Origin of the sequence: Nocardia shimofusensis NBRC 100134, assembly GCF_001613125.1 — a bacterium.
GTDB classification, from domain to species: domain Bacteria; phylum Actinomycetota; class Actinomycetes; order Mycobacteriales; family Mycobacteriaceae; genus Nocardia; species Nocardia shimofusensis.
Genome location: NZ_BDBT01000006.1, coordinates 230,496 through 249,434, shown reverse-complemented (window position 1 = coordinate 249,434; position 18,939 = coordinate 230,496). Strand labels below are relative to the sequence as shown.

General features: G+C 70.1%; 12 protein-coding genes. 8 read left to right on the top strand and 4 right to left on the bottom strand.

The window, feature by feature from the left end; translation table 11 throughout:
• The first annotated feature begins 3 nt into the window (after window positions 1-3).
• From NS3_RS09340 to NS3_RS09305, 8 genes are all read left to right on the top strand, one after another.
• A complete protein-coding gene (locus tag NS3_RS09340; RefSeq protein ID WP_067856769.1) occupies window positions 4-1,293 on the top strand; it encodes an MlaD family protein in 1,290 nt (429 codons plus the stop codon).
• Window positions 1,290-2,327 carry an MCE family protein gene (locus NS3_RS09335; protein WP_067856768.1) on the top strand — a complete coding sequence of 346 codons (1,038 nt, stop codon included), beginning with the start codon at window positions 1,290-1,292 and terminating at the stop codon, window positions 2,325-2,327. The genes NS3_RS09340 and NS3_RS09335 overlap by 4 nt, the downstream gene beginning before the upstream one ends.
• On the top strand, window positions 2,324-3,403 hold the full coding sequence (locus tag NS3_RS09330) for an MCE family protein (protein WP_245649532.1): 1,080 nt from the start codon (window positions 2,324-2,326) through the stop codon (window positions 3,401-3,403). Before NS3_RS09335 ends, NS3_RS09330 begins: the two co-directional genes overlap by 4 nt.
• The gene (locus NS3_RS09325) at window positions 3,400-4,503 is read left to right on the top strand and encodes an MCE family protein (protein WP_067856766.1); all 1,104 of its coding nucleotides are present in this window, start codon (window positions 3,400-3,402) and stop codon (window positions 4,501-4,503) included. Before NS3_RS09330 ends, NS3_RS09325 begins: the two co-directional genes overlap by 4 nt.
• The gene (locus NS3_RS09320; RefSeq protein WP_084495221.1) at window positions 4,500-5,621 is read left to right on the top strand and encodes an MlaD family protein; all 1,122 of its coding nucleotides are present in this window, start codon (window positions 4,500-4,502) and stop codon (window positions 5,619-5,621) included. The genes NS3_RS09325 and NS3_RS09320 overlap by 4 nt, the downstream gene beginning before the upstream one ends.
• Window positions 5,618-6,892 carry an MlaD family protein gene (locus tag NS3_RS09315; RefSeq protein WP_067856761.1) on the top strand — a complete coding sequence of 425 codons (1,275 nt, stop codon included), beginning with the start codon at window positions 5,618-5,620 and terminating at the stop codon, window positions 6,890-6,892. Before NS3_RS09320 ends, NS3_RS09315 begins: the two co-directional genes overlap by 4 nt.
• A gap of 114 nt (window positions 6,893-7,006) precedes the next feature.
• Window positions 7,007-7,609, top strand: coding sequence for a TetR/AcrR family transcriptional regulator (locus tag NS3_RS09310; protein WP_067856759.1), 603 nt, complete (start codon window positions 7,007-7,009; stop codon window positions 7,607-7,609).
• A gap of 164 nt (window positions 7,610-7,773) precedes the next feature.
• Entirely contained in the window at window positions 7,774-8,097 is a 324-nt protein-coding gene (locus NS3_RS09305) for a hypothetical protein (RefSeq protein WP_067856757.1), read from the top strand.
• A gap of 31 nt (window positions 8,098-8,128) precedes the next feature.
• Here the strand turns inward: NS3_RS09305 and rox are convergent, their stop codons facing one another.
• The 4 genes from rox to NS3_RS09285 all read right to left on the bottom strand — a co-directional run bounded on the left by rox (window position 8,129) and on the right by NS3_RS09285 (window position 18,924).
• Window positions 8,129-9,556 (bottom strand): rifampin monooxygenase, encoded by a 1,428-nt coding sequence (gene rox, locus NS3_RS09300; RefSeq protein ID WP_067856755.1) that lies wholly within the window; start codon window positions 9,554-9,556, stop codon window positions 8,129-8,131.
• 301 nt (window positions 9,557-9,857) lie between these two features.
• Entirely contained in the window at window positions 9,858-11,303 is a 1,446-nt protein-coding gene (locus tag NS3_RS09295) for an aminotransferase class I/II-fold pyridoxal phosphate-dependent enzyme (protein WP_084495219.1), read from the bottom strand.
• The gene (locus NS3_RS29975) at window positions 11,303-18,268 is read right to left on the bottom strand and encodes a type I polyketide synthase (protein WP_067856753.1); all 6,966 of its coding nucleotides are present in this window, start codon (window positions 18,266-18,268) and stop codon (window positions 11,303-11,305) included. The genes NS3_RS09295 and NS3_RS29975 overlap by 1 nt, the downstream gene beginning before the upstream one ends.
• 17 nt (window positions 18,269-18,285) lie before the next feature.
• The gene (locus tag NS3_RS09285; protein ID WP_067856752.1) at window positions 18,286-18,924 is read right to left on the bottom strand and encodes a GNAT family N-acetyltransferase; all 639 of its coding nucleotides are present in this window, start codon (window positions 18,922-18,924) and stop codon (window positions 18,286-18,288) included.
• Window positions 18,925-18,939: the final 15 nt, after the last annotated feature.

Genomic DNA, 18,939 nt, shown 5'->3' with positions numbered 1-18,939 from the left:
GCGATGTCGATACTGTTCGAATCCGACGACAGGAATCTGACCACTCTCGGCTTGTTCGTGCGTGGCGTGATCGCGCTCGTCGTGATCACCACGGCCGCCGCGGCGATGATCGCCCGCTCCGAAGGAGTGTTCACACCCACCGTCGAGGTGACCGCCGCACTGGTCGACGTCGGGGACGGACTGCCCACCAAGTCCGATGTGAAATACCGCGGCGTGCTGGTCGGCAGCGTCCGCGAGGTCGTCCCCGCCACCGACGGCAGGCCCAACATCGTGCGTATCGATCTGATCCCCGAGCACGCCGCCGGGATTCCGGCGACCGTGACCGCGCGTGTGGTCCCGAGCAATGTGTTCGCGGTCCCGTCGATCCAGCTCATGGACAACGGTCCGGGAGCCGCCATCGCGGCAGGCGCGTCGATCCCCGAGGACCACAGCGACGCAGGGGTGAAACTGCAGACCTCGCTGACCGCTCTGAACCGCATCGTCGCCGCCGTGGGGCGACCGGACTCCGATCCCACCGTCGGCATCCTCGAGACCATCGAGCGAGCCACCCGCGGCCGTGGCGAGGACGCGCGGCGAGCCGCGACCCAGCTCGAGCGGATCGTGCGCACCTACAACGAGCAGGCGAATCCCGGCGACGGCGCCTCGGTGCTCGTCGAACTCGCGCAGGCAGTGCACGGGCTACAGCAGTCCGCACCCGACTTGCTGGCCGCGCTGCACGACGCGGTCGTCCCCCTGCGCGGCGTGGCCGAGCAACGGCTCCAGTTGACGCGATTGCTGACCGGCGGCATCACCACCACCACGACCGTCGGCACAGCGCTGACCAACCGAGCCGATTCCGTCATCGACCTCACCGCCCGATTGGGGCCGGTTCTGCGGATTCTCGCCGCGGGCAGCGACAACTTCGTCCAGATGACGACCTCGCAGACCCGCGTGGCCCGGATATTCAACACCGAGTTCTGGAACGCCGAAAGCCAGAGCGGCACAGCGCGAATCATCGTCGAACTCACCCCCCACAAGCAGTACACCCGCACCGACTGCCCCCGCTACGGCGAACTGGCCGGGGCGAGCTGCCACAACGGTCCCGCCGCCGAGCCTTCGGTCATCGACAGCCTCGACGTGCCGGCCGGCACACCCGAGCAACGCCGACGCCTCGGCGAACAGTTCGGCCTGCCCACCGAATTCGCCGGGATCGCCGAACTGTTCGGCTTCGCACATCCACCCACCGACCCCGGCGTCCAGGGCGCCGCCCCGACGACATCGCCCACGCCGCCGGAACCGGGAGCCCCGCGATGAAACACAAGCCCGACCTCGCCGTCCTGATCGTCTTCCTGCTCGTCGCCGGTCTGCTGACCTGGATGGTCCATGTGACCTTGGAACGCGACGTCACGGTCGTCACCCACACCTATTCCGCGGTGTTCACCGATGTCTCCGGACTGCGGGTGGGCGATGACGTCCGGGTCGCCGGGGTGCGGGTGGGCCGGGTCGATGCCATCGACGTCCACGGACCGCACGCCGAGGTCACCTTCCGGCTCGACCGAAACCAGGTCGTCCACGGCAACACCGTGGCCTCGGTGACCTACCAGAATCTGATCGGGCAACGCTATCTCGGACTGAGCCTGTCCGAGACCGGCGATCCCGCGCCCCTGGCACCGGGCACGCAGATCCCGCTGGAGCGCACCCGCCCCTCCTTCGATCTGTCCGGCCTGCTCGACGGATTCCAGCCGCTGTTCAGCACGCTCGATCCCCGCGACGTCGACGATCTGACCGCCGCGCTGATCCGAGCCCTGCAAGGCGACGACGGCGCGGTCGCCGCCTTGATCAGCCAGACCGCGACGCTGGCGCAGACCTTCGACGGATCCGACCGGATACTGGGCGCACTCATCGACAATCTCGCGGCGGTCATGACCACACTCGCCGGGCAGAGCGGCGCGATGCAGACGACGATCGAGCAGACACGCAAGATCTTCGACGGCCTCGAAGCGCGCCGTGATCTGCTGATCGACCAGACCTCCCGGATCGCGACGGTTGTGTCCGATGCCGCGGCCACAGTGTCGGGCGCCGCCCCGTCGCTGACCGACTTCATCGCCCGGGAACCCGGATTCGCCCACCACTTCGTCGAGGGCCGCGATCGTTTCGCTTTCCTCGGATTCAACATCCCGCTGGTGCTACAGGCCATGACCCGGGCCGTGGACAGCGGCGCCTGGGTCAACGCCTACGTCTGCGACATCGGATTCAGCCTCGTCCCCGGAGTCGATCCCGTGATCTCGCAGGTCCTGGGCGTCTCCTCACCCACCCATCGACCCCAGAACTCGGCGATATGCAGATGACGACGATGCACCGGCGACCACGCACTCTCACCCGGCTGCTGCCGCGACGTGAAACAGATTCTGCGGCAACCGATATCGATACATCCCTGCGCCTGGGACTCACCGCCGTCATCGTGCTGGTGCTGGTGCTGGTCGCGACGATCGGGATCAACTCGCTGCACCTGGGCTCACGGACCTACCACGCCGAATTCGCCCAGGCCGCCGGAATCGGCGCGGGCGACGCGGTGACCTGGGCAGGCATCCCCGTGGGCACGGTGACCGGCACACGACTGGCCGGCGACCGCGTCGAGGTCACCATGAAGATCGACAACGACGAGATCACCCTCGGCGCCGACACACAGGCCGCGATCGAACTCACCACCCTGCTCGGCTCCCGCTACGTCGAACTGCGCTCCACCGGAGTCGGCGAGCTTCCCGGCAACCGGATCCCCCTGTCGCAGACCACGGTGCCCTACGACCTCGAGACCGCACTGCAGGACGTCACGAGCACGTTCGACCAGATCGACGCCGACCGGATCGCCGAATCGATGACCGCGCTCTCACGCGGGCTCGACGGCACGCCCGCGCTCATCCCCGGCGTCCTGCGCGACGTCCGATCCCTGTCGACGGTCATCGCGCAGCGTCGCGACCAGATCGGCGCGCTGCTCACCAGCACCGGCCAGGTCACCACCGTCCTGCGCGACCAGCAGACCGATCTCGCGGCGGTGATCGGCCAGGGCCGCACCCTGCTCCAGCAGATCGACGCCCGCCAGGACTCGCTGCGCCGGCTGCTGGAGGCCGTCACCTCCTTGGTCCGGCAGTTGGAGCCGATCGTCGTCGGCGAGCACGACGAGATCGACCAACTGCTCGCCGACCTGCACGAGATGACCGCGATGATCGCCGGGCACGACGACCTGCTGCGCAACATCCTGCAGATCCTGCCGGTCCCGTGGCGCCTGTTCGCCAACGCCACCGGCACCGGCGCGGAACTGAACGCCAATATCCCCGACGGCGCGTTCTTCGACTCCTGGATGTGCGCCATCAGCGCCGCCGCCGTCACCGCAGGACAAGCCCCCTACCTCCAGGACTGCCGATGAGTGTTCTCTTCTCGACCCTGAAACTCGCCGTCGTCGCACTCACCGCCGCCTGTTCGGTCGGCTGCTCGATCGGCGCAGGCGGCGAGAACACCACCGTCACCGCCCATTTCGCCAACGCCAACGGCCTCTACGAGGGCAACCCGGTCTCGGTGCTGGGTATGCGCGTCGGCCGCATCACGCGCATCGACGCTCACGGCACCGACGTCGAAGTCGAGATGAGCATCGACGACGGAATCCGGCTGCCCGCCGATGTGCGGGCGGTCACGATCTCCGACTCCGTTCTCACCGACCGCCACATCGAACTGACACCGGTCTACCGAGGCGGGCCCACCCTGCCCGACGGCGCCGTCCTGGACACCACCCGAACCAAGACCCCGGTCGAATTCGACGCACTGCTGGCGATGACGCAGCAGCTGACCACCGCGCTGGGCGGCGACGGCAACGGTTCGGGCCCGATCGCCGACCTGATGGACCTGGGCACCGCGGGGACCGCGGGCAACGGCGCCGAGATCCGCTCCGCACTCGGCGAGCTCGCACGAGCACTGGAACAGGGAACCGACAACGGCGCCGCCACCCGCGACGCCATCACCACCGTCGTCACCAACCTCGACTCGATGACCGCCGCCGCCGCACGCAACGAGTCGACGCTTCGTGAATTCGGCTCCGGGGTAGCGATGCTCAGCGATTTCCTGGCCGAGCAGCACCTGGGCACCGGATCGACCGGCGCCGCGCTGAACCGGATCATCTCCCAGGTCGCCGACCTCCTGCGTCGCCACCAGGGCACCATCGCTGCTCTGGCCCGCGACACCGACACGCTGGCGGAATCGCTGGCCGCCTACGACTACAACCTCGCCGAATTCCTCGATGTCTTCCCACTGGTCACCGACAACGCCTACAACGCCATCGATCACGATGTCGGCGCGTTGCGCGCGGGCGTCGATCTGAACCGGGTCCTGCTCGACGGCCAGATGATCAAGGAGATCTGCAATCTGTTGCAGTTGACCGATCTGGGCTGCGCCACCGGCACCTTGCGGGACATGGGACCGGATTTCGGCATCACCGCCATCCTGACCGGACTCGCGGAAGTGCACAGCCGATGACGCCGCCACTGTCACCGTCGGTGCGCCCGTTTCGCATGACCGTCGTCACCGCCGCACTCGCTGTGTCGCTCACCGGCTGCGCCGCCGGCCTGGACCGGTTGCCGCTGCCTGCCCCAGAGCTCAGTGGCGAGACCTACACCCTGACAGCGACATTCGCCAATGCCCTCAATCTGCCGGCCGAGGCGAAGGTGAAACTCAACGGCGCCGACATCGGCCGAGTCGACTCCATGACCGCGCGCGACTACACCGCCGTGGTGACGCTGCGCATCACGGCGGCCGTGCGCCTGCCCGTCGGCACGTCCGCGGAGCTGAGGTCGGCCACGCCGATGGGCGATGTGTTCGTCGCGATGAACCCGCCCGCCGCCGCGGACCCGGCGACCGCGATGCTCGATGATGGCAGCGCGATTCCGTTGGAGTCGACCTCGGCCGCCAGCACCATCGAGGAAATGCTTACTCGCGCATCGCTTCTGGTGAGTGGAGGCACCATCTCCGCACTCACCGAGGTGATTTCCGCACTCGGCGAGCACGTCGGTGGTCGCGGCGAGCGACTCGCGGTGCTGCTCGAGCAGACGCGGACGTTGCTGGGCACGCTCGCCGCCCGATCCGAACAGATCGCCGAGGTCCTGCACTCGGCCACCGACCTCACCGCCACCATCGCCGCACAACGCACCGGAATCGCCGACACGGTCGCCGCCGCCGGACCCGCCATGCAGGTTCTGGCCGAGAACACCGACTCCTTCGCGACCCTCGTCGACCGCATCCACACCGTCACCGCACAGCTCGCACGGTTCCCCAGTATTCAAGGCACCAATCAGACGAGCATGGCCGCCGACCTCGACCGGCTCGCCGCCGGTCTCGGCGCCGCGGCCGTCAATCCCGAAGCCGACCTCGACGAGCTCAACAGCATGCTGTCGATCGTCCTGAAGATGATCAGCGGTCCCAACGGACACGTCGACGTCGATGTCGCACAGGTGGCTGTCGGCGCCGTCCCGGACCCCGGATTCCCCGGCACGCTCGGCGGCAGGCTGCCCGACGCGACGGACTGGACGGCTTTCGTGGGCTCGCTACAGCACATGCTCACCCGCTTGGGCGACCGTCTGGGAGGCACGCCGCGATGACCAGCTCACCTCGCCGCAGTCTCTGGGAGCCGCCCGCCCGTGTGCTGGTCGGCGCCGTCCGCCGCGCGCACCGGTACCGGCTCGCGGTGTCGCTGCTCGGCCTGCTCGCCATCCTCGCGGTCGGCAGCGGCTCTCTGTTGTTCGGCACTCTCGGCATCACTCCGCTCGAGAACTCGTATCGCGTGCGCGTCGAGCTGGACCGATCCGGCGGACTCCTTCCCGGCCAGGACGTCACTGTGCGCGGGGTCCGCGTCGGACGCGTCGAGGCCGTCGACGTCGCCGGTGAGAAGGTGATCGCCGTCGCCGCCATCGGCGAACAGGTCCGGATTCCCGCCTCCGGTCAGGTCCATGTCGCGAGCCTGTCCGCGGCGGGCGAGCAATACCTGGACTTCCTGCCCGCCACCGATGGCGGCCCCTATCTCACCGACGGTGATGTCGTCACCGTCGACCGCACCGCGACCCCGGTCCCGCTGTCGGACATGCTCGAAAGCCTCGGCGCCACACTTGCCCAGATCGATCCCGCCCAGCTCGCGGCGATATCTCGGGAACTGGGGGTCGGCCATGCCGGTCCCGACAAACTGGCCGCGATCATCGACGGCGGCACCTTCCTGATCTCCACGCTGGACGCCGTGCTGCCGCAGACGGTGAGCCTGCTCCACAACAGCAGAGTGGTGCTGGGCGTCCTGAGCGACGGGGCGCCGATTCTGCGATCCACGGCGGCCGATCTTTCGGCCACTCTCGGCGGCATGTCCGCGATGACCGGCGGCTACGAGCAACTGGTCACACAGACACCGCCGATGCTGTCGGCGCTAGAAGCCGTCATCGCCGAGAACTCACCGACGATGGTCCAGTTGCTGGGCAACCTGCTCACCGTCTCCCAAGTCGCCTACTCCCGGATCCCCGCGCTCACCGAGTTCTTCTTTCCCCAGCAGCGGGCCGGATCGGCGCTCGACGCCGTGGCCTCGGCGTTCCACGACGGCGGCGTCTGGGCACTGGCGAGCATCTACCCTCGCTACGCCTGCGACTACAACACGCCACGACGCCCCGGTTCGGTCCCCGACTACGCCCAGCCCTACCTGCACGCCGACTGCGCCGATCCCGACACCACCCTGCTGCCGCGTGGCGCCCGCAACGCCCCGCGCCCGCCTGATGATCCGGTGCCACGCCCGCCGCAGGGTGATCCTTTCCAGACCGCCGACCCCGTGCCTGTCGGTCCGCTGACCATCCCCACCCCCTTCGGTGGTCCCTCCGCCCCCGTCCCGGTCCCGTGACAACGCGAGCGTGGGCCTGGTGGCGCGCCCGATCCCGTGCGGTCGACCGTTCAGGAAACCGGCTGGTATCCGGCATGGCGAGAGGGTTCTTGAATACCACGTATTGTTGGCAGCATGGCTGAGCGTTGGACGAAGGAACGGCGCCTCGAGCACACCCGTTCGCTGCTCCTGGACGCCGCGGAGGAGGTCTTCGCCGAAAGAGGCTTCACGGCAGCGACTCTCGACGACATCGCCTATACCGCGGGTTACACCAAAGGCGCCATCTACAAGCACTTTCCCACCAAGGAAGACCTCTTCCTGGCGGTGAGCGACCGGCATTGGCGTCGCTACTTCGACAATTTCGCCGAAATACTGCTGGCGGGCACCGAGGTGGGACCGCGCGAGCTCGACAAGGTCGCCCAACGCTGGCGCGAGCTCAGCCGCGCCCGCGGCGCCGCGCACGCGGCCTTGGGCTACGAGTTCACCTTGTATCTGCTCCGCAATCCCGAGGCACGCGAGCGGGTGGCCGCCAAGCGGCTGGAAGTGGCCGAGGAGCTGGGCAAGTTCGTCGTGGAGGGCTTGGACCGATTCGGCGGGACCCTGCTCATCCCGCCGTTGACCTTTGCCCATGTCCTCATCCACACCAGCGACTCGGTCGTGCTCGGGAGCAAACTCGACGACCACGACCTCTACCGGCCGATCCTCGAGATGTATATGTCGGTGATCAAACTGCGCTGACCGGCGGTTCTCACCCGGCGGAACCGCCCCCGCCGGCCATATCGAACCCTGGGCGATGCCTTGCGCGTCCAGACGTGCCATCATGGGAACATGTGTTCGATTGCGGTGGTGTTGCGGGACGCGGGTCCGGTGCGGGGTCGCGGGCCGGGGCCGGGTGATCGACTATGAGCGAGGGCGAGGTCTCCGCTGTCCGTCGGCTGGCCCGGCCCCGGCCGGTGTTGATCGATCCGAAGCGGGTGTGGTTGCTGCCCGCGCGGCCGGGGCCCGGCCGCCCGAGCCTCGGGGTGTCGTCGAACAGCCTGGACCCACGGTTCCAGGAGCCGTGGGTGCCGGCCACGCAATTCGGTTGGGTGCGACTGCATCTCGGTCACTACGTGGCGTGGTACGCGGAGGTGGCGGTGGACTACCGCACCCGCAACAAGCTGACGGAGACGACGCTGCGGCATTGGGTGCCGTGGGATGCGGTGCGTTTGCCAGATGGTCGTTGATGGTGCGGATCGGGCCGCCGGACGCTACCGCTCAGCGCGCCGGTGCACCGAACCACCGCGCCAGGTGGGCGTGCATGTCCTGATGGTCCTCGCCTGCCCAGGCCACGTGGCCGTCGGGACGCAGCAGCACCGCCGGCGCGCTCAGTTCTTCGCTCACGTCGACGACGTGATCGACCCGGTCGGCCCAGCCGTCGATCGACAGGCGGCCGGTCTGGTCCAGCAGCAGCCCGCGACCGGTGTGCATCAGTTCGTAGAGGCGGCCGTCCTTCAGTCGCAGGTCGCGCATCCGGCGGCCGAGGAGTTCGTGGCCTTCGCCGAAGTCGTAGCGGACCGAGATCGCGGTGACCTTCTCGATGAGGTAGCGATTGACCTCCTCGAATCGCATCAGCTCGGTCAGCACGGTGCGGATCGCCTGCGGTCCGGGTTCGGTGGACATCAGCTCGATCTGGGCGCGGGTGTTGTTGAGCACGTCGGCGGCCACCGGGTGACGTTCGGCTTCGTAGGTGTCGAGCAGACCGGGCGGCGCCCAGCCCGCGATCTCGGCGGCCAGTTTCCAGCCGAGGTTGAAGGCGTCCTGGATGCCGAGGTTGAGGCCTTGGCCGCCGGTCGGTGGGTGGATGTGGGCGGCGTCGCCCGCCAGCAGGACGCGCCCGTCCCGGTAGCGTTCGGCCTGGCGGGTGGCGTCACCGAAACGCGAGAGCCAGCGTGGTGAGTGCACACCGAAGTCGGTGCCCGCGACCGCTCGGAGCTGGGTACGGAAATCCTCGAGCGTCGGGGGGATCGAGCGGTCCTCGCTGACTCCCGCGGCTGGCACCACAACGCGATACACGCCGTCCTCCAACGGCATCAGCCCGAATCGCTTCTGGGTCTTGCGGACTTCGGCGACGACGGCGGCCACCTGCTCCGGCGATTCGGTGACCGTCATCTCGCCGAGCAGGGTCTCGACCTTGGCGGGTTCGCCGGGGAAGCCGATGCCGAGGAGTTTGCGCACGGTGCTGCGGCCGCCGTCGCAGCCGACGAGGTAGCGGGCGCGCAACCGGGAGCCGTCGGCCAGTTCCGCGGACACCCCGTCGGTGTCCTGGCCGATTCCGACCAGTTCACAACCGCGCCGGATCTCGGCACCGACCGCGAGCGCGTGCTCGTTCATGAGTCTTTCGACGGCGGGTTGGGGGATCGCCAGGACGTAGGCGTGAGAGGTGTCCATCCGTTCGGGCCAGGGCTGATCGATGCCGGCGAAGAAGCCGCCGACGGTGTATTTCTGCCCGAGTTCGAGGAAGGGCTCGAGCAGGCCGCGCTGGTCCATCACCTCGATGCTGCGCGCGTGCAGGCCGCCCGCGCGCACGATCTTCGTCGGCTCGGCCTCCCTTTCCACGATCACGGTGCGCAGTCCGTGCAGTCGTAGTTCGGCGGCCAGCATCAAGCCGGTCGGTCCGCCGCCTGCGATGATCACGTCGATCATGAAGTCCCATCTGTCACGAGTCGTCTGCCTGCCGAGCCTTGCGTGTGGGCAAGGCGCGTCGGGTATCCCGCGTCTGCGGAACCCGCACCCCGCGGACCTGAGTGTTTACACAGGTCGCGGCGTTGGCTCGACGATTCTGCGGCACGACCCGGGTCTTGCGGCAAGCCCCCCTGTGCGCTATACCTTGAAAAGGGGATGGGGAATCCACACAGTTCCGGCACGTTCTGGTGTTGTTGCGCCGCAGCCACATGCCGACGACGGCAGCCGCCCAGGGATCAACGATCCGGATGTCGCCGGGAGACTACGCGCGGCGGGTTCGATGCGGCGGTAGTCCGTCCAGACCCGTCGGGGTTCCGGGGGCGCCGATGCCGACGTCGGGGATGTGGTCGACGATGCGCAGGATGTCGGCCAGTTCGTCGGCGGTGTCGAGCAATTGGCGTTCGGTGTGTTCGCTGGTGAGGAAGAACCGCAGGCGTTCGGTGCCCGCGGGCACGACGGGGGACAGGATCGCGCCCGCGTTGTAGCCGCGTTGCAGCAGAGCCGCGGAGGCGTAGCCCGCGCGGATCTCGCCGGGGACGATGACCGGGACGATGGGGGTGGATTCGGAGTCGGCGAGGTCCATGCCGCGCTCGTGCAGGGCGGCGGTGAACAGCAGCGCGTTGGACCACAGCCGGGCCAGCCGGTCGGGCTCGTCGGCGAGCACGTCGAGCGCGGCCGAGACGGCGGCGATATTGGCGGGGGAGGGGCCTGCGGTGTAGAGGGCTAGGCCGGGGGCGGCGTATTTGAGCGCGCGCACCAGTTCGCTGTCTCCGGCGACGAATCCGCCGGTGCTGCCGAGGGATTTCGACAGGCTGCCCACCCACAGGTCGACCGTTCCCGGCGGGAGGGCGAAGTGTTCGCCGCTGCCGAGTCCGTGCGGGCCGAGCACGCCCAGGGCGTGGGCTTCGTCGACCAGGACGGCGCAGTCGTATTCGTGGGCGACGGCGGCGAGTTCGGTGATGCGGCCGAGGTCGCCGTCCATGCTGTAGTGGCCTTCGAGGACGACCAGGGCGCGGTCGTAGCGGTGGCGGGTGGAGCGCAGCAGGGCGGTCAGGGAGTCGGGGTCGTTGTGGCGGAAAGCGACTCGCTTGCAGCCTGCCCACTGGGTGCCCGCCACCAGGCTGGCGTGGGCGAGGGAATCGCACACGGCGAGGTCGCGGTCGCCGAGCAGGAAGCCGATGACGGCGGCGTTGGTGAGGAATCCGCTGGAGCAGACCAGGGCGGCGCCGGTGTCGTAGATGTCGGCGAGGCGCTGTTCCAGCACGCCGTAGAGGGGGATCTCGCCGGTGACGATGCGGGTGGCCGAGGCGGAGGTGCCGTAGCGTCGCGCGGCGTCGTCGGCGGCCTGGACGACGCGTGGGTGCTGGGCGAGTTCGAGGTAGTTGTAGGAGCTGTAGTTGACCAGTTCGCTTCCGCGCGAACGGATCACCGCGCCGTTGTGGCCGTCGGGGGACAGGAACAGCGGATGCGGCAGTCCGGTGGTGTCGATCAACTGCTGGATGGCCGCCTGTTTCTCGAGCGCGGCGACCACGGCGGGGTGGTCGGCGAACTGCCTGCCGGGACCGCGCCTGCGGATGGCGGGCCCGCGCCGGTCGGGGACCGCGGGTGAGACCGCCTGCACGGCTCGGGCGGATCGCGTGGCCGTGGGGTCGGCGCCGGCGAGCAGGCGGCGGGCGATGTCGCGTTCGTTCGCGCTGTCGGCGGTCATCATCGCGCTCCCGCGGTGCTGTCCGCGCCGACGACGAGGTCGGCGATGCGCGCACCGGCTTGGGCGAGGCTGAACGAGCGACCCAGTTGCATGCTGTTCATCTCCACACCGAGGGTTTTGCCGACCAGCGCACCGAATTCGACGGCCATCAGCGAGTCGAGGCCGAGTTCGGGCAACGGCACCGACAGATCGATGGAGTCGGCGGCCACGCCCATCACTTCGGCGAGTTGTTCGGCCAGGACGTAGCCGACGACGGCGGCGCGCTGGACTTCCTCGAGCGCGGTGATCTCCGCGCGCAGGCGAGCGGCGGCCGAATTGTCCTCGGCGGCATCGGCGATGAGGTGCGCCAGGCGTGCGGTGTGAGCCAGTTGCGGGGCGGCGAGCACGACTTTGCCCCATTCGACGGGGATGACCGCCGCGGTGCGAACCCCCAGGCGCAGCAGTTCGGTGAGGTAGCCGGTGCCCGCGTCCATGTCGATGGCGTCGAAACCGGCGATGCGCAGGTAGCGTTGCACGGTTTCGTCGGCGTCGACCATGCCACCGCCGGACATCGCGCCCCAGCCCACGCACAGCACGCGCTCGCCCCGCCGGGCCAGCACTTCCGCCATCGCCTGCAACGCGAGATTGGCCGCGGTGTAGGAGTATTGGCCGATGCCGCCCATGATGGCGCTGCCCGAGGAGTACAGCACGATCAGGTCCGGCCGGACGGCGGCGGCGGCGAGCCCGTCGGCCAGTGCGCGGGCGCCGTCGAGTTTCGGGGCGAAGACCGCGGCCAGGCTGTCCCTGCTCATGGTGGTGATGCGCTGATCGTCGAGCACGCCCGCGGCGTGGAAGACGCCACGCAGCGGCCGGTCGGGGGTGTGTGTGCGTGCGATGAGGTCGGTGACCGCGACGGGGTCGGTGATGTCGAGGCGCTCGACGCGCACGTCGATGCCCTCGGCGCGCCATCGGTCCACCTGGTCGCGGGCGCTGTCGGTGCGGGCGCCGCCGCGACCGACCAGGACCAGGCCGCGAGCGCCCTGCGCGACCAGGCGGCGGGCGGTGGCCAGACCGAACGCGCCGAGGCCGCCGGTGACGAGGTAGCGGCCGTCGGCGTGGACCGCCACCTCGGTGGCGGCGGGGCGGACCGGGGGCGCCTGGGTGGACAGGTCCAGGGTGATGCGGCCCAGGCGGGTGGAGCGCAGCGCTTCTTCGAAGGCCGCCCCGACCTGGTCGGCGCCGAAACTGTGGTAGGGCAACGGGCGATAGGTGCCTTCGGCGAGGCGATCGTTGACGGCTTGGACGCGGGCGATGACCTCGCCGCGGCGCAGGGCGAGCATGCGGTCGAGGTCGAAGGAGAAGTAGGCGATGTTCTTGTCGAAATTGCGCAGGTCCAGCACGCCGCCGGAGTAGATGTCGGCTTTCCCGATCTCGACGATGCGCCCGAATTCGGCGACGGCTTTGAAGTTCTGGCGCACGATCTCGCCCGGTGCGGTGCTGAGCACGATGTCGGCGCCGCGTCCACCGGTGAGGCCGAGGACGTCGTCGACGAAGTTCAGTGAACGGGAGTCGAGCACGTCGTCGGCGCCCTGGTCGAGGGCGTAGGCGCGGCGTTCGTCGCTGCCCGCGGTGCCGATCACCCTCGCGCCGTGCAGTTTCGCGACCTGGATGGCGCAGGCGCCGACACCGCCCGCCGCGCCGTGCACGAGCACCGTCTCGCCGGGGCGGACCCGCGCCAGCTCGAGCAGGGCGTATTCGGCGGTCACCATCGACACCGTGGAACTGCACAGTTCGGGGCGGATGGTGTCGGCGGCCGGGCCGACCAGCTCGGCGCTGGTGACGTGGTAGCGCTCGATCATGCCCGGCGAGGCCAGGCCGACGCGGTCGCCGACACACAGTCCGGAGACGCCGGGCCCGACGCGCACGATCGTGCCCGCCCCCTCCATGCCCGGCGAGGTGCCGAAATGTGTTCCGGCGAGATCGTTCTCGTCGAGGACGCCCAGGATCTTGAGCGGGTCCTTGAAGCCGAGGCCGATGGCAGCCATCCGGACTTCGACTTCACCCGGGCCGGGGTCACGGCGTTCGGCGCGCCGCCAGCCGAGCTGGGAAAGGACGCGCGAGCGGGGGACGTCGAGGGCGAAGTTGGCCTCGAGGTCGAGCAGCGGGGCGGCGACGTCCAGGGCGGCGGTCCGTTCGGGGAGGGCGCGTTCGACGATGCTGGTCCAGCGCAGGCCGTTACGCAGGAAGATCTCGTCGGTGCCGTCGGCTCCGAAGGCGCCGGGCACGCGCAGTTCGGCGGCGAGTTCGGCATCGGTGGTGCCGGGGTCGATGTCGATCAGGCGCCAGCGCAGCGAAGGTTGTTCGTTGAGCAGGACGCGGCGGGCGCCGGCGAGGGCGGCGTGGGTGGGGTCGGGAGCGGTGGGGTCGTCGGGATGGACGAAGGCGCGCTCGGTGACGAGGCTGACGTGGAGCGAGCCGTCGCCGGTGAGCGGCAGCGGTTCGGGGTTGATGTCGTCGGCGAAGCGCTCGACGGTCAGGGCGAGGCGGCTGAGCAGCCACAGTGCGGGCACCGGGTCGCCGGTGCCCGCGACGACACAGACGTGGAGGCGTTCGATGCCGTCGCGGGAGTGCGCGGTATGCAGGCGGGTGCGCAGGTGCTCGGCGATCGGCTCGTCCACGTGGGTGACGACACCGGGGGTTGCGCGGCTCATGTCGGCGACGGTGCCGAGCGACGCCGACGAGTGATCTCCGACCGCGGAATTCGGAGCCGGAAGTGTTTCCGACGTGCGGGTGGTTTCCGCGGCGACCACGGGACCGGCCGCGGAATGGGTGGTCGCCGAACTGCCGGCCGTCGATGCGGTGGACTGCGCGGGGCCGCGACCCGTGCCGGGGCCGACGAGGTTTGCGGCATCGAGGATTTCGACGGTTCCGCTCGGCCGGGCGGCGCGGGTGACGCGGTCGGCGGTGGCGCCGGGGAGCAGCACGATCAGGGTGTGCGCGGGGCCGGTCTGCTCGACGGTGGCGATCGGGTCGAGCAGGGTCCAGCGTTCCTCGTAGTAGAGCGGTTCGAGAGTGCGGAGTGCACCGCCGCCGAAGGGGACGGCGCGGAAGCGGGCGCCGAGGATCTGCAGGACCGGGTGGTGTTCGCTGTCCAGGACGGTGATGTCGGCGCGTAGCGGGGCGGTCAGGTGGGCGATCACGACGACCTGCGATGGGAGGTCGGCGAACTGGCGGACCGCGTCGGCGCCGACCGGGATCACCGCGCCGTCGAGTTCGGGGCCACCCGCGTCGCCGAGGGACACGATCTGCCAGGCGGCGTCCAGGACGCAGGGGTGAGCCTGGTGACCGGAGTATCCGGTGCCGGTGCCGAGCTCGATGTTCGGGTCGGCGGCGTTCGTTCCGGGCCCGCTCCTCGGGCCGAGAGCGGTGCTCGTACCGAGGCCGCTGCTCGTGTCTGCGGCAGCGCTCCTGTCGGCGGCAGCGCTCCTGTCGGCGGCGACGATGTGCGCTACGACGGTGTCACCGGCCACCCATGCTCGCCGGACCAGCTGGAAGGCGGGGCCGTGCTCGACGCCGGTGGCACGCAGATCGGCGTAGAGCCGGGCCGGGTCGGCGGGGGTCATGGTGGTGGTGTCGGGAACGATGATCTCGGCGGGTTCGTAGTCGCCGTCGACCAGGCGGGCGGTGGCGTGTTCGGTCCAGACCGCGCCGAGGGCGGGGCGCGAGCGGATGGTGAGGCGGCCGGTGGATTTCTCCACCCGGACATCGAAGATCGGAATGTCGCCCGGCTCGATGATCAGGGGGGCGGTGAAGCGCACGTCCTCGACCGCGGCGCGGCATCGCGCGGTGCGGGCGGTGGTGGCGGCGGAGCGTTCGACGGCGGCGGCGCTGAGAGCGGCGTCGAGGTAGGCGGCACCGGGCAGCATGCGGGACCCGTCGACGATGTGGTCGTCGAGCCAGGGCAGGGTGGCGGCGGCCAACTGGAGGGTCCAGCGGTGGTCCTCGTCGAGGGCGGGGTCGCCGAGCATGGTGGGGATGCCGGGGGTCCCGTGGCGCTGCTGGGTGAATTCGGGCAGGTCCGAGCGCAAGTGGCGGCGTTGCCACGGGTAGCGCGGAAGCGGCTGGTGTGGTGCGGGTTCCGAGCCGAGCAGGGCGGGCAGGTCGAGGGCGCCTGCGGCGTAGAGGCCGGCGATGGTGCGGCGCAGGCTCGAGTCGTCGGGTTGTTTGCGGTCCAGTGTGGCCACGGTGGCGCCGTTCTCGCCGGTCTGCAGCAGGATTTCGCGGAGGTTGGCGCCGAGGACGGGGTGGGGGCCGACTTCGAGGAAGACCCGCCCGCCGTCGGCGAGCAGGGTTCGGGCGGCATCGGCGAAGCGGACCGGTTCGCGGACATTGGCGCACCAGTAGTCCGCGTCCCAGTCCGCGCTGGTGACGGCGGCCCCGGTGACGGTGGAGTAGAGCGGGACGGCGGGTGTACGGGGTTGCAGCCCGGCCAGCTCGGTGCGCAGCTCGTCGAGGATGGGATTCATGAGCGCGCTGTGATAGGGGACTTCGACGTGTAGCCGGCGCGCGAATATGCCCTGTGCGGTGAGGGTTTCGGCGATCTCGTCGAGGCGGTCGGCCGCGCCGGACAGCGTGGTGGCGTTCGGGCTGTTGACGGCGGCGATGTCCACGCCTTCGCCGGTGAATTCGCGGGCCCGATCGGCGGGCAGGCCGACGGCGAGCATGGCGCCCGTGCCCGCGGTGCGGGCTTGCAGCCGGGCGCGGTGGTAGGCGACGGTGACCGCGTCGGTCAGGGAGAGCATGCCGGTGACGTAGGCGGCCGAGACCTCGCCGACGCTGTGGCCGACGACGGCGGCGGGCCGGATGCCGAGTTCGGCCAGGGTTTCGGTGAGAGCCACCTGGACCAAGAAGTTCGCGGGCTGGGCGATCTCGGTGGCGGTGACGCGCGACTGGTCTTCGGGGCGGGTGAGTTCGGCGCGGATCGACCAGTCGGCGAGGGCGGTGAAGACGGTGTCGACGCGTTCGGCGGCCGCGGCGAATGTCGCGTTCTCGGTGAGCAGTCGGCGCGCCATCCCCCACCATTGCGGGCCCATGCCGGTGTAGACGAAGACGATGCCGGTCTCGGGTGTCGCGACGGTGCGGGTGGGTGCGCGGCCCTCGCCCGCGGCGAAGGCGCGCAGGTCGGTGATCAGGGTCGCGGTGTCGGTGAAGGGCATCCCGAGCCGGAACGGGTGGTGCGCGCGCCGGGTCCACGCGGCCGTGGCGAGCCGGTCCGGGTCGGCTCCGGCTTCCAGTTCGCCGGCGAACGCGGCGGCGAGATCACGGACGGCTTGTTCGCTGCGCGCCGACAGGGGCAACACTCCACCGCCGACCACCCGGGCGATCGCGGCGGGTTTGTTCCGGGCGTGTGCGACCCCGGCTTGCGTACTCGCGGCATACGGAGGCGCGCTTCGCGCGTGCGCAGCGGGCGTGACCTCGGGCTGCCCTGTCTCGGCGCCCGCGCGCTCGGCCCCCGCACGCTCGGCCCGCACACTCTCAGCCCGTGCGACGCCGGCCTGCTCGATCTCCGCGCGGCCGATCTCCGCGCGGCCGATCTCCGCACGCTCGGTCCGCGTCTGCTGAGCTGCTGCGTGAGTGGCGCTGATCCGCGCGGCCGTGGGCTGCCCGGACAGGTGTCGCCCGGTGACAGGGCCGGGCCGATACTCGCGCAGGATGGCGTGTGCGTTGGTGCCGCCGTAGCCGAATCCGTTGACGGCCACCACCATCGGTGTGTCCCCGGTCGGCGGTTCGGCGCGGGTCTGGATCGTCAGGTTCAGGGCGTCCAGGTCGAGGTCGGGGTTGAGTTCGTCGTCGAGCCAGCCTTGCGGGGGCAGGGTGCGGTGGGTGAGGGCGAGGGCGGATTTGATGACGCTCGCGATGCCGGCGGCGGCTTCGGTGTGTCCGAGGGTGGCTTTGACCGAGCCGACGCCGAGGGGGCGGGTGCGGCCGGGGACGGCGCCGTAGGCGCGGCCGATGGCGCGCAGTTCCAGGGGGTCGCCGACGGGGGTGCCGGTGCCGTGGGCTTCGACGTAGTCGATCTCGTGCGGCGCCCTGCCCGCGCGTGCGCGGACGGTGTCGGCGAGGCGTTGCTGGGCGTCGGGGTTGGGGACGGTGATGGCGGTGGTGCGGCCGTCCTGGTTGACACCGGTCGCCTCGAGCACCGCGTAGACGCGATCGCCGTCGCGTTCGGCGGCGGCCAGCGGTTTGAGCACGACCATGCCCGCGCCCTCGCCGCGGCCGTAGCCGTCGGCGCTCGCGCCGAAGGACTTGCTGCGGCCGTCCTCGGCGAGGAAACCGCCCTTGCACATGGACACGAAGGTGCCCGGTTGCAGCATGAGGTTGACCCCGCCCGCCAGGGCCATCTCGCAGTCGCCGTCGGCGAGCGCCCGGCAGGCGGCGTGCAGTGCCACCAGCGACGACGAGCAGGCGGTGTCGACAGTCAGGCTGGGACCGGCGAGATCGAGGGCGTAGGAGATGCGGTTGGACAGCATGGTGTAGGACGCGCCCGCCGAGGAGTGCATATCGATGTGGGGCAGTGCGGCGCCGGTGAATCCGACGGCGAGCTGGTCGAGGGTGAACGCGCCGAGGTAGACGCCGACCGGTGCGTCCGTGGCGCGCCCGGCCACGCCCGCGTCGTCGAGCGCTTCCCAGGCGACTTCGAGGGCGAGGCGCTGCTGCGGGTCCATGGCGGTGGCCTCGCGCGGGGAGATGCCGAAGAAGTCGGGGTCGAAGGCCCACGGGTCGGTGGTGAGGAAGGCCGCGCGCCGGGTGTACATGCGGCCGGGGGCGCGGCGGTCCGGGTCGTAGAAGCGGCGGTGGTCCCAGCGGTCGGCGGGGATGTCGGTGACCGCGTCGCCGCCGCCGATGACGAAGTCCCAGAAGGTTTCCGGTGAATCGATGCCTGCGCCGTAGCGGCAGCCGATGCCGATGATCGCGATGTCGGACACGGATCGTGCTCCTTCGCTCATTCGCCGCTCGCGCGCAGACTGCGCGGCAGCCACATCATGACGTTGACGTCGGGGCCGCGACGGCCGAGCCGGACGCGTCCGATCCGCAGCGCGCCACCGGCCTCGTAGTAGGCGACGTTGCCGTCCTTGCAGAGTCCGAACATGGGCGCCTCGGCACGTTCGAGTTCGCCCATGACGTGCGCGAGCAACGCGCGTCCGACCCCGCCGCGTTGCTGCTCGGGGGCCACCGCGAGGCTGACGCCGAAGAAGTGCGGCAGTCCGGTCGCGATGGCGGACATGGTGGCGTCCATGCGCAGGACACGGGGACCGGCCGAGCCCATGGCCCAGGCGAATTCGGGGATCGCGGCCAGGTAGCGCAGCGGGCCGAAGCGGTGGTCCGGTTTCTGCCACAAGCCCACGCCGGCGACACGGCCGTCGACGGTGGCCACGAGCGCGCCGTCGTTGGGCAGGTATTGGTGGCGCAGCATCGCGCGGTGCAGCCGATGCTGGTGGCGGGGCCTGCGCGCGGGGTCGGGGAACATGTATTCGCCGAACGGGTCGTCGCTGCCGAAGGCGCGGTCGAGGATCGACACCATTTCGGGCACATCGGCTTTCACCGCCGATCTGACGACGATCTCGGTATCGGTAGCGGTCACCGCACACCCCTGCTT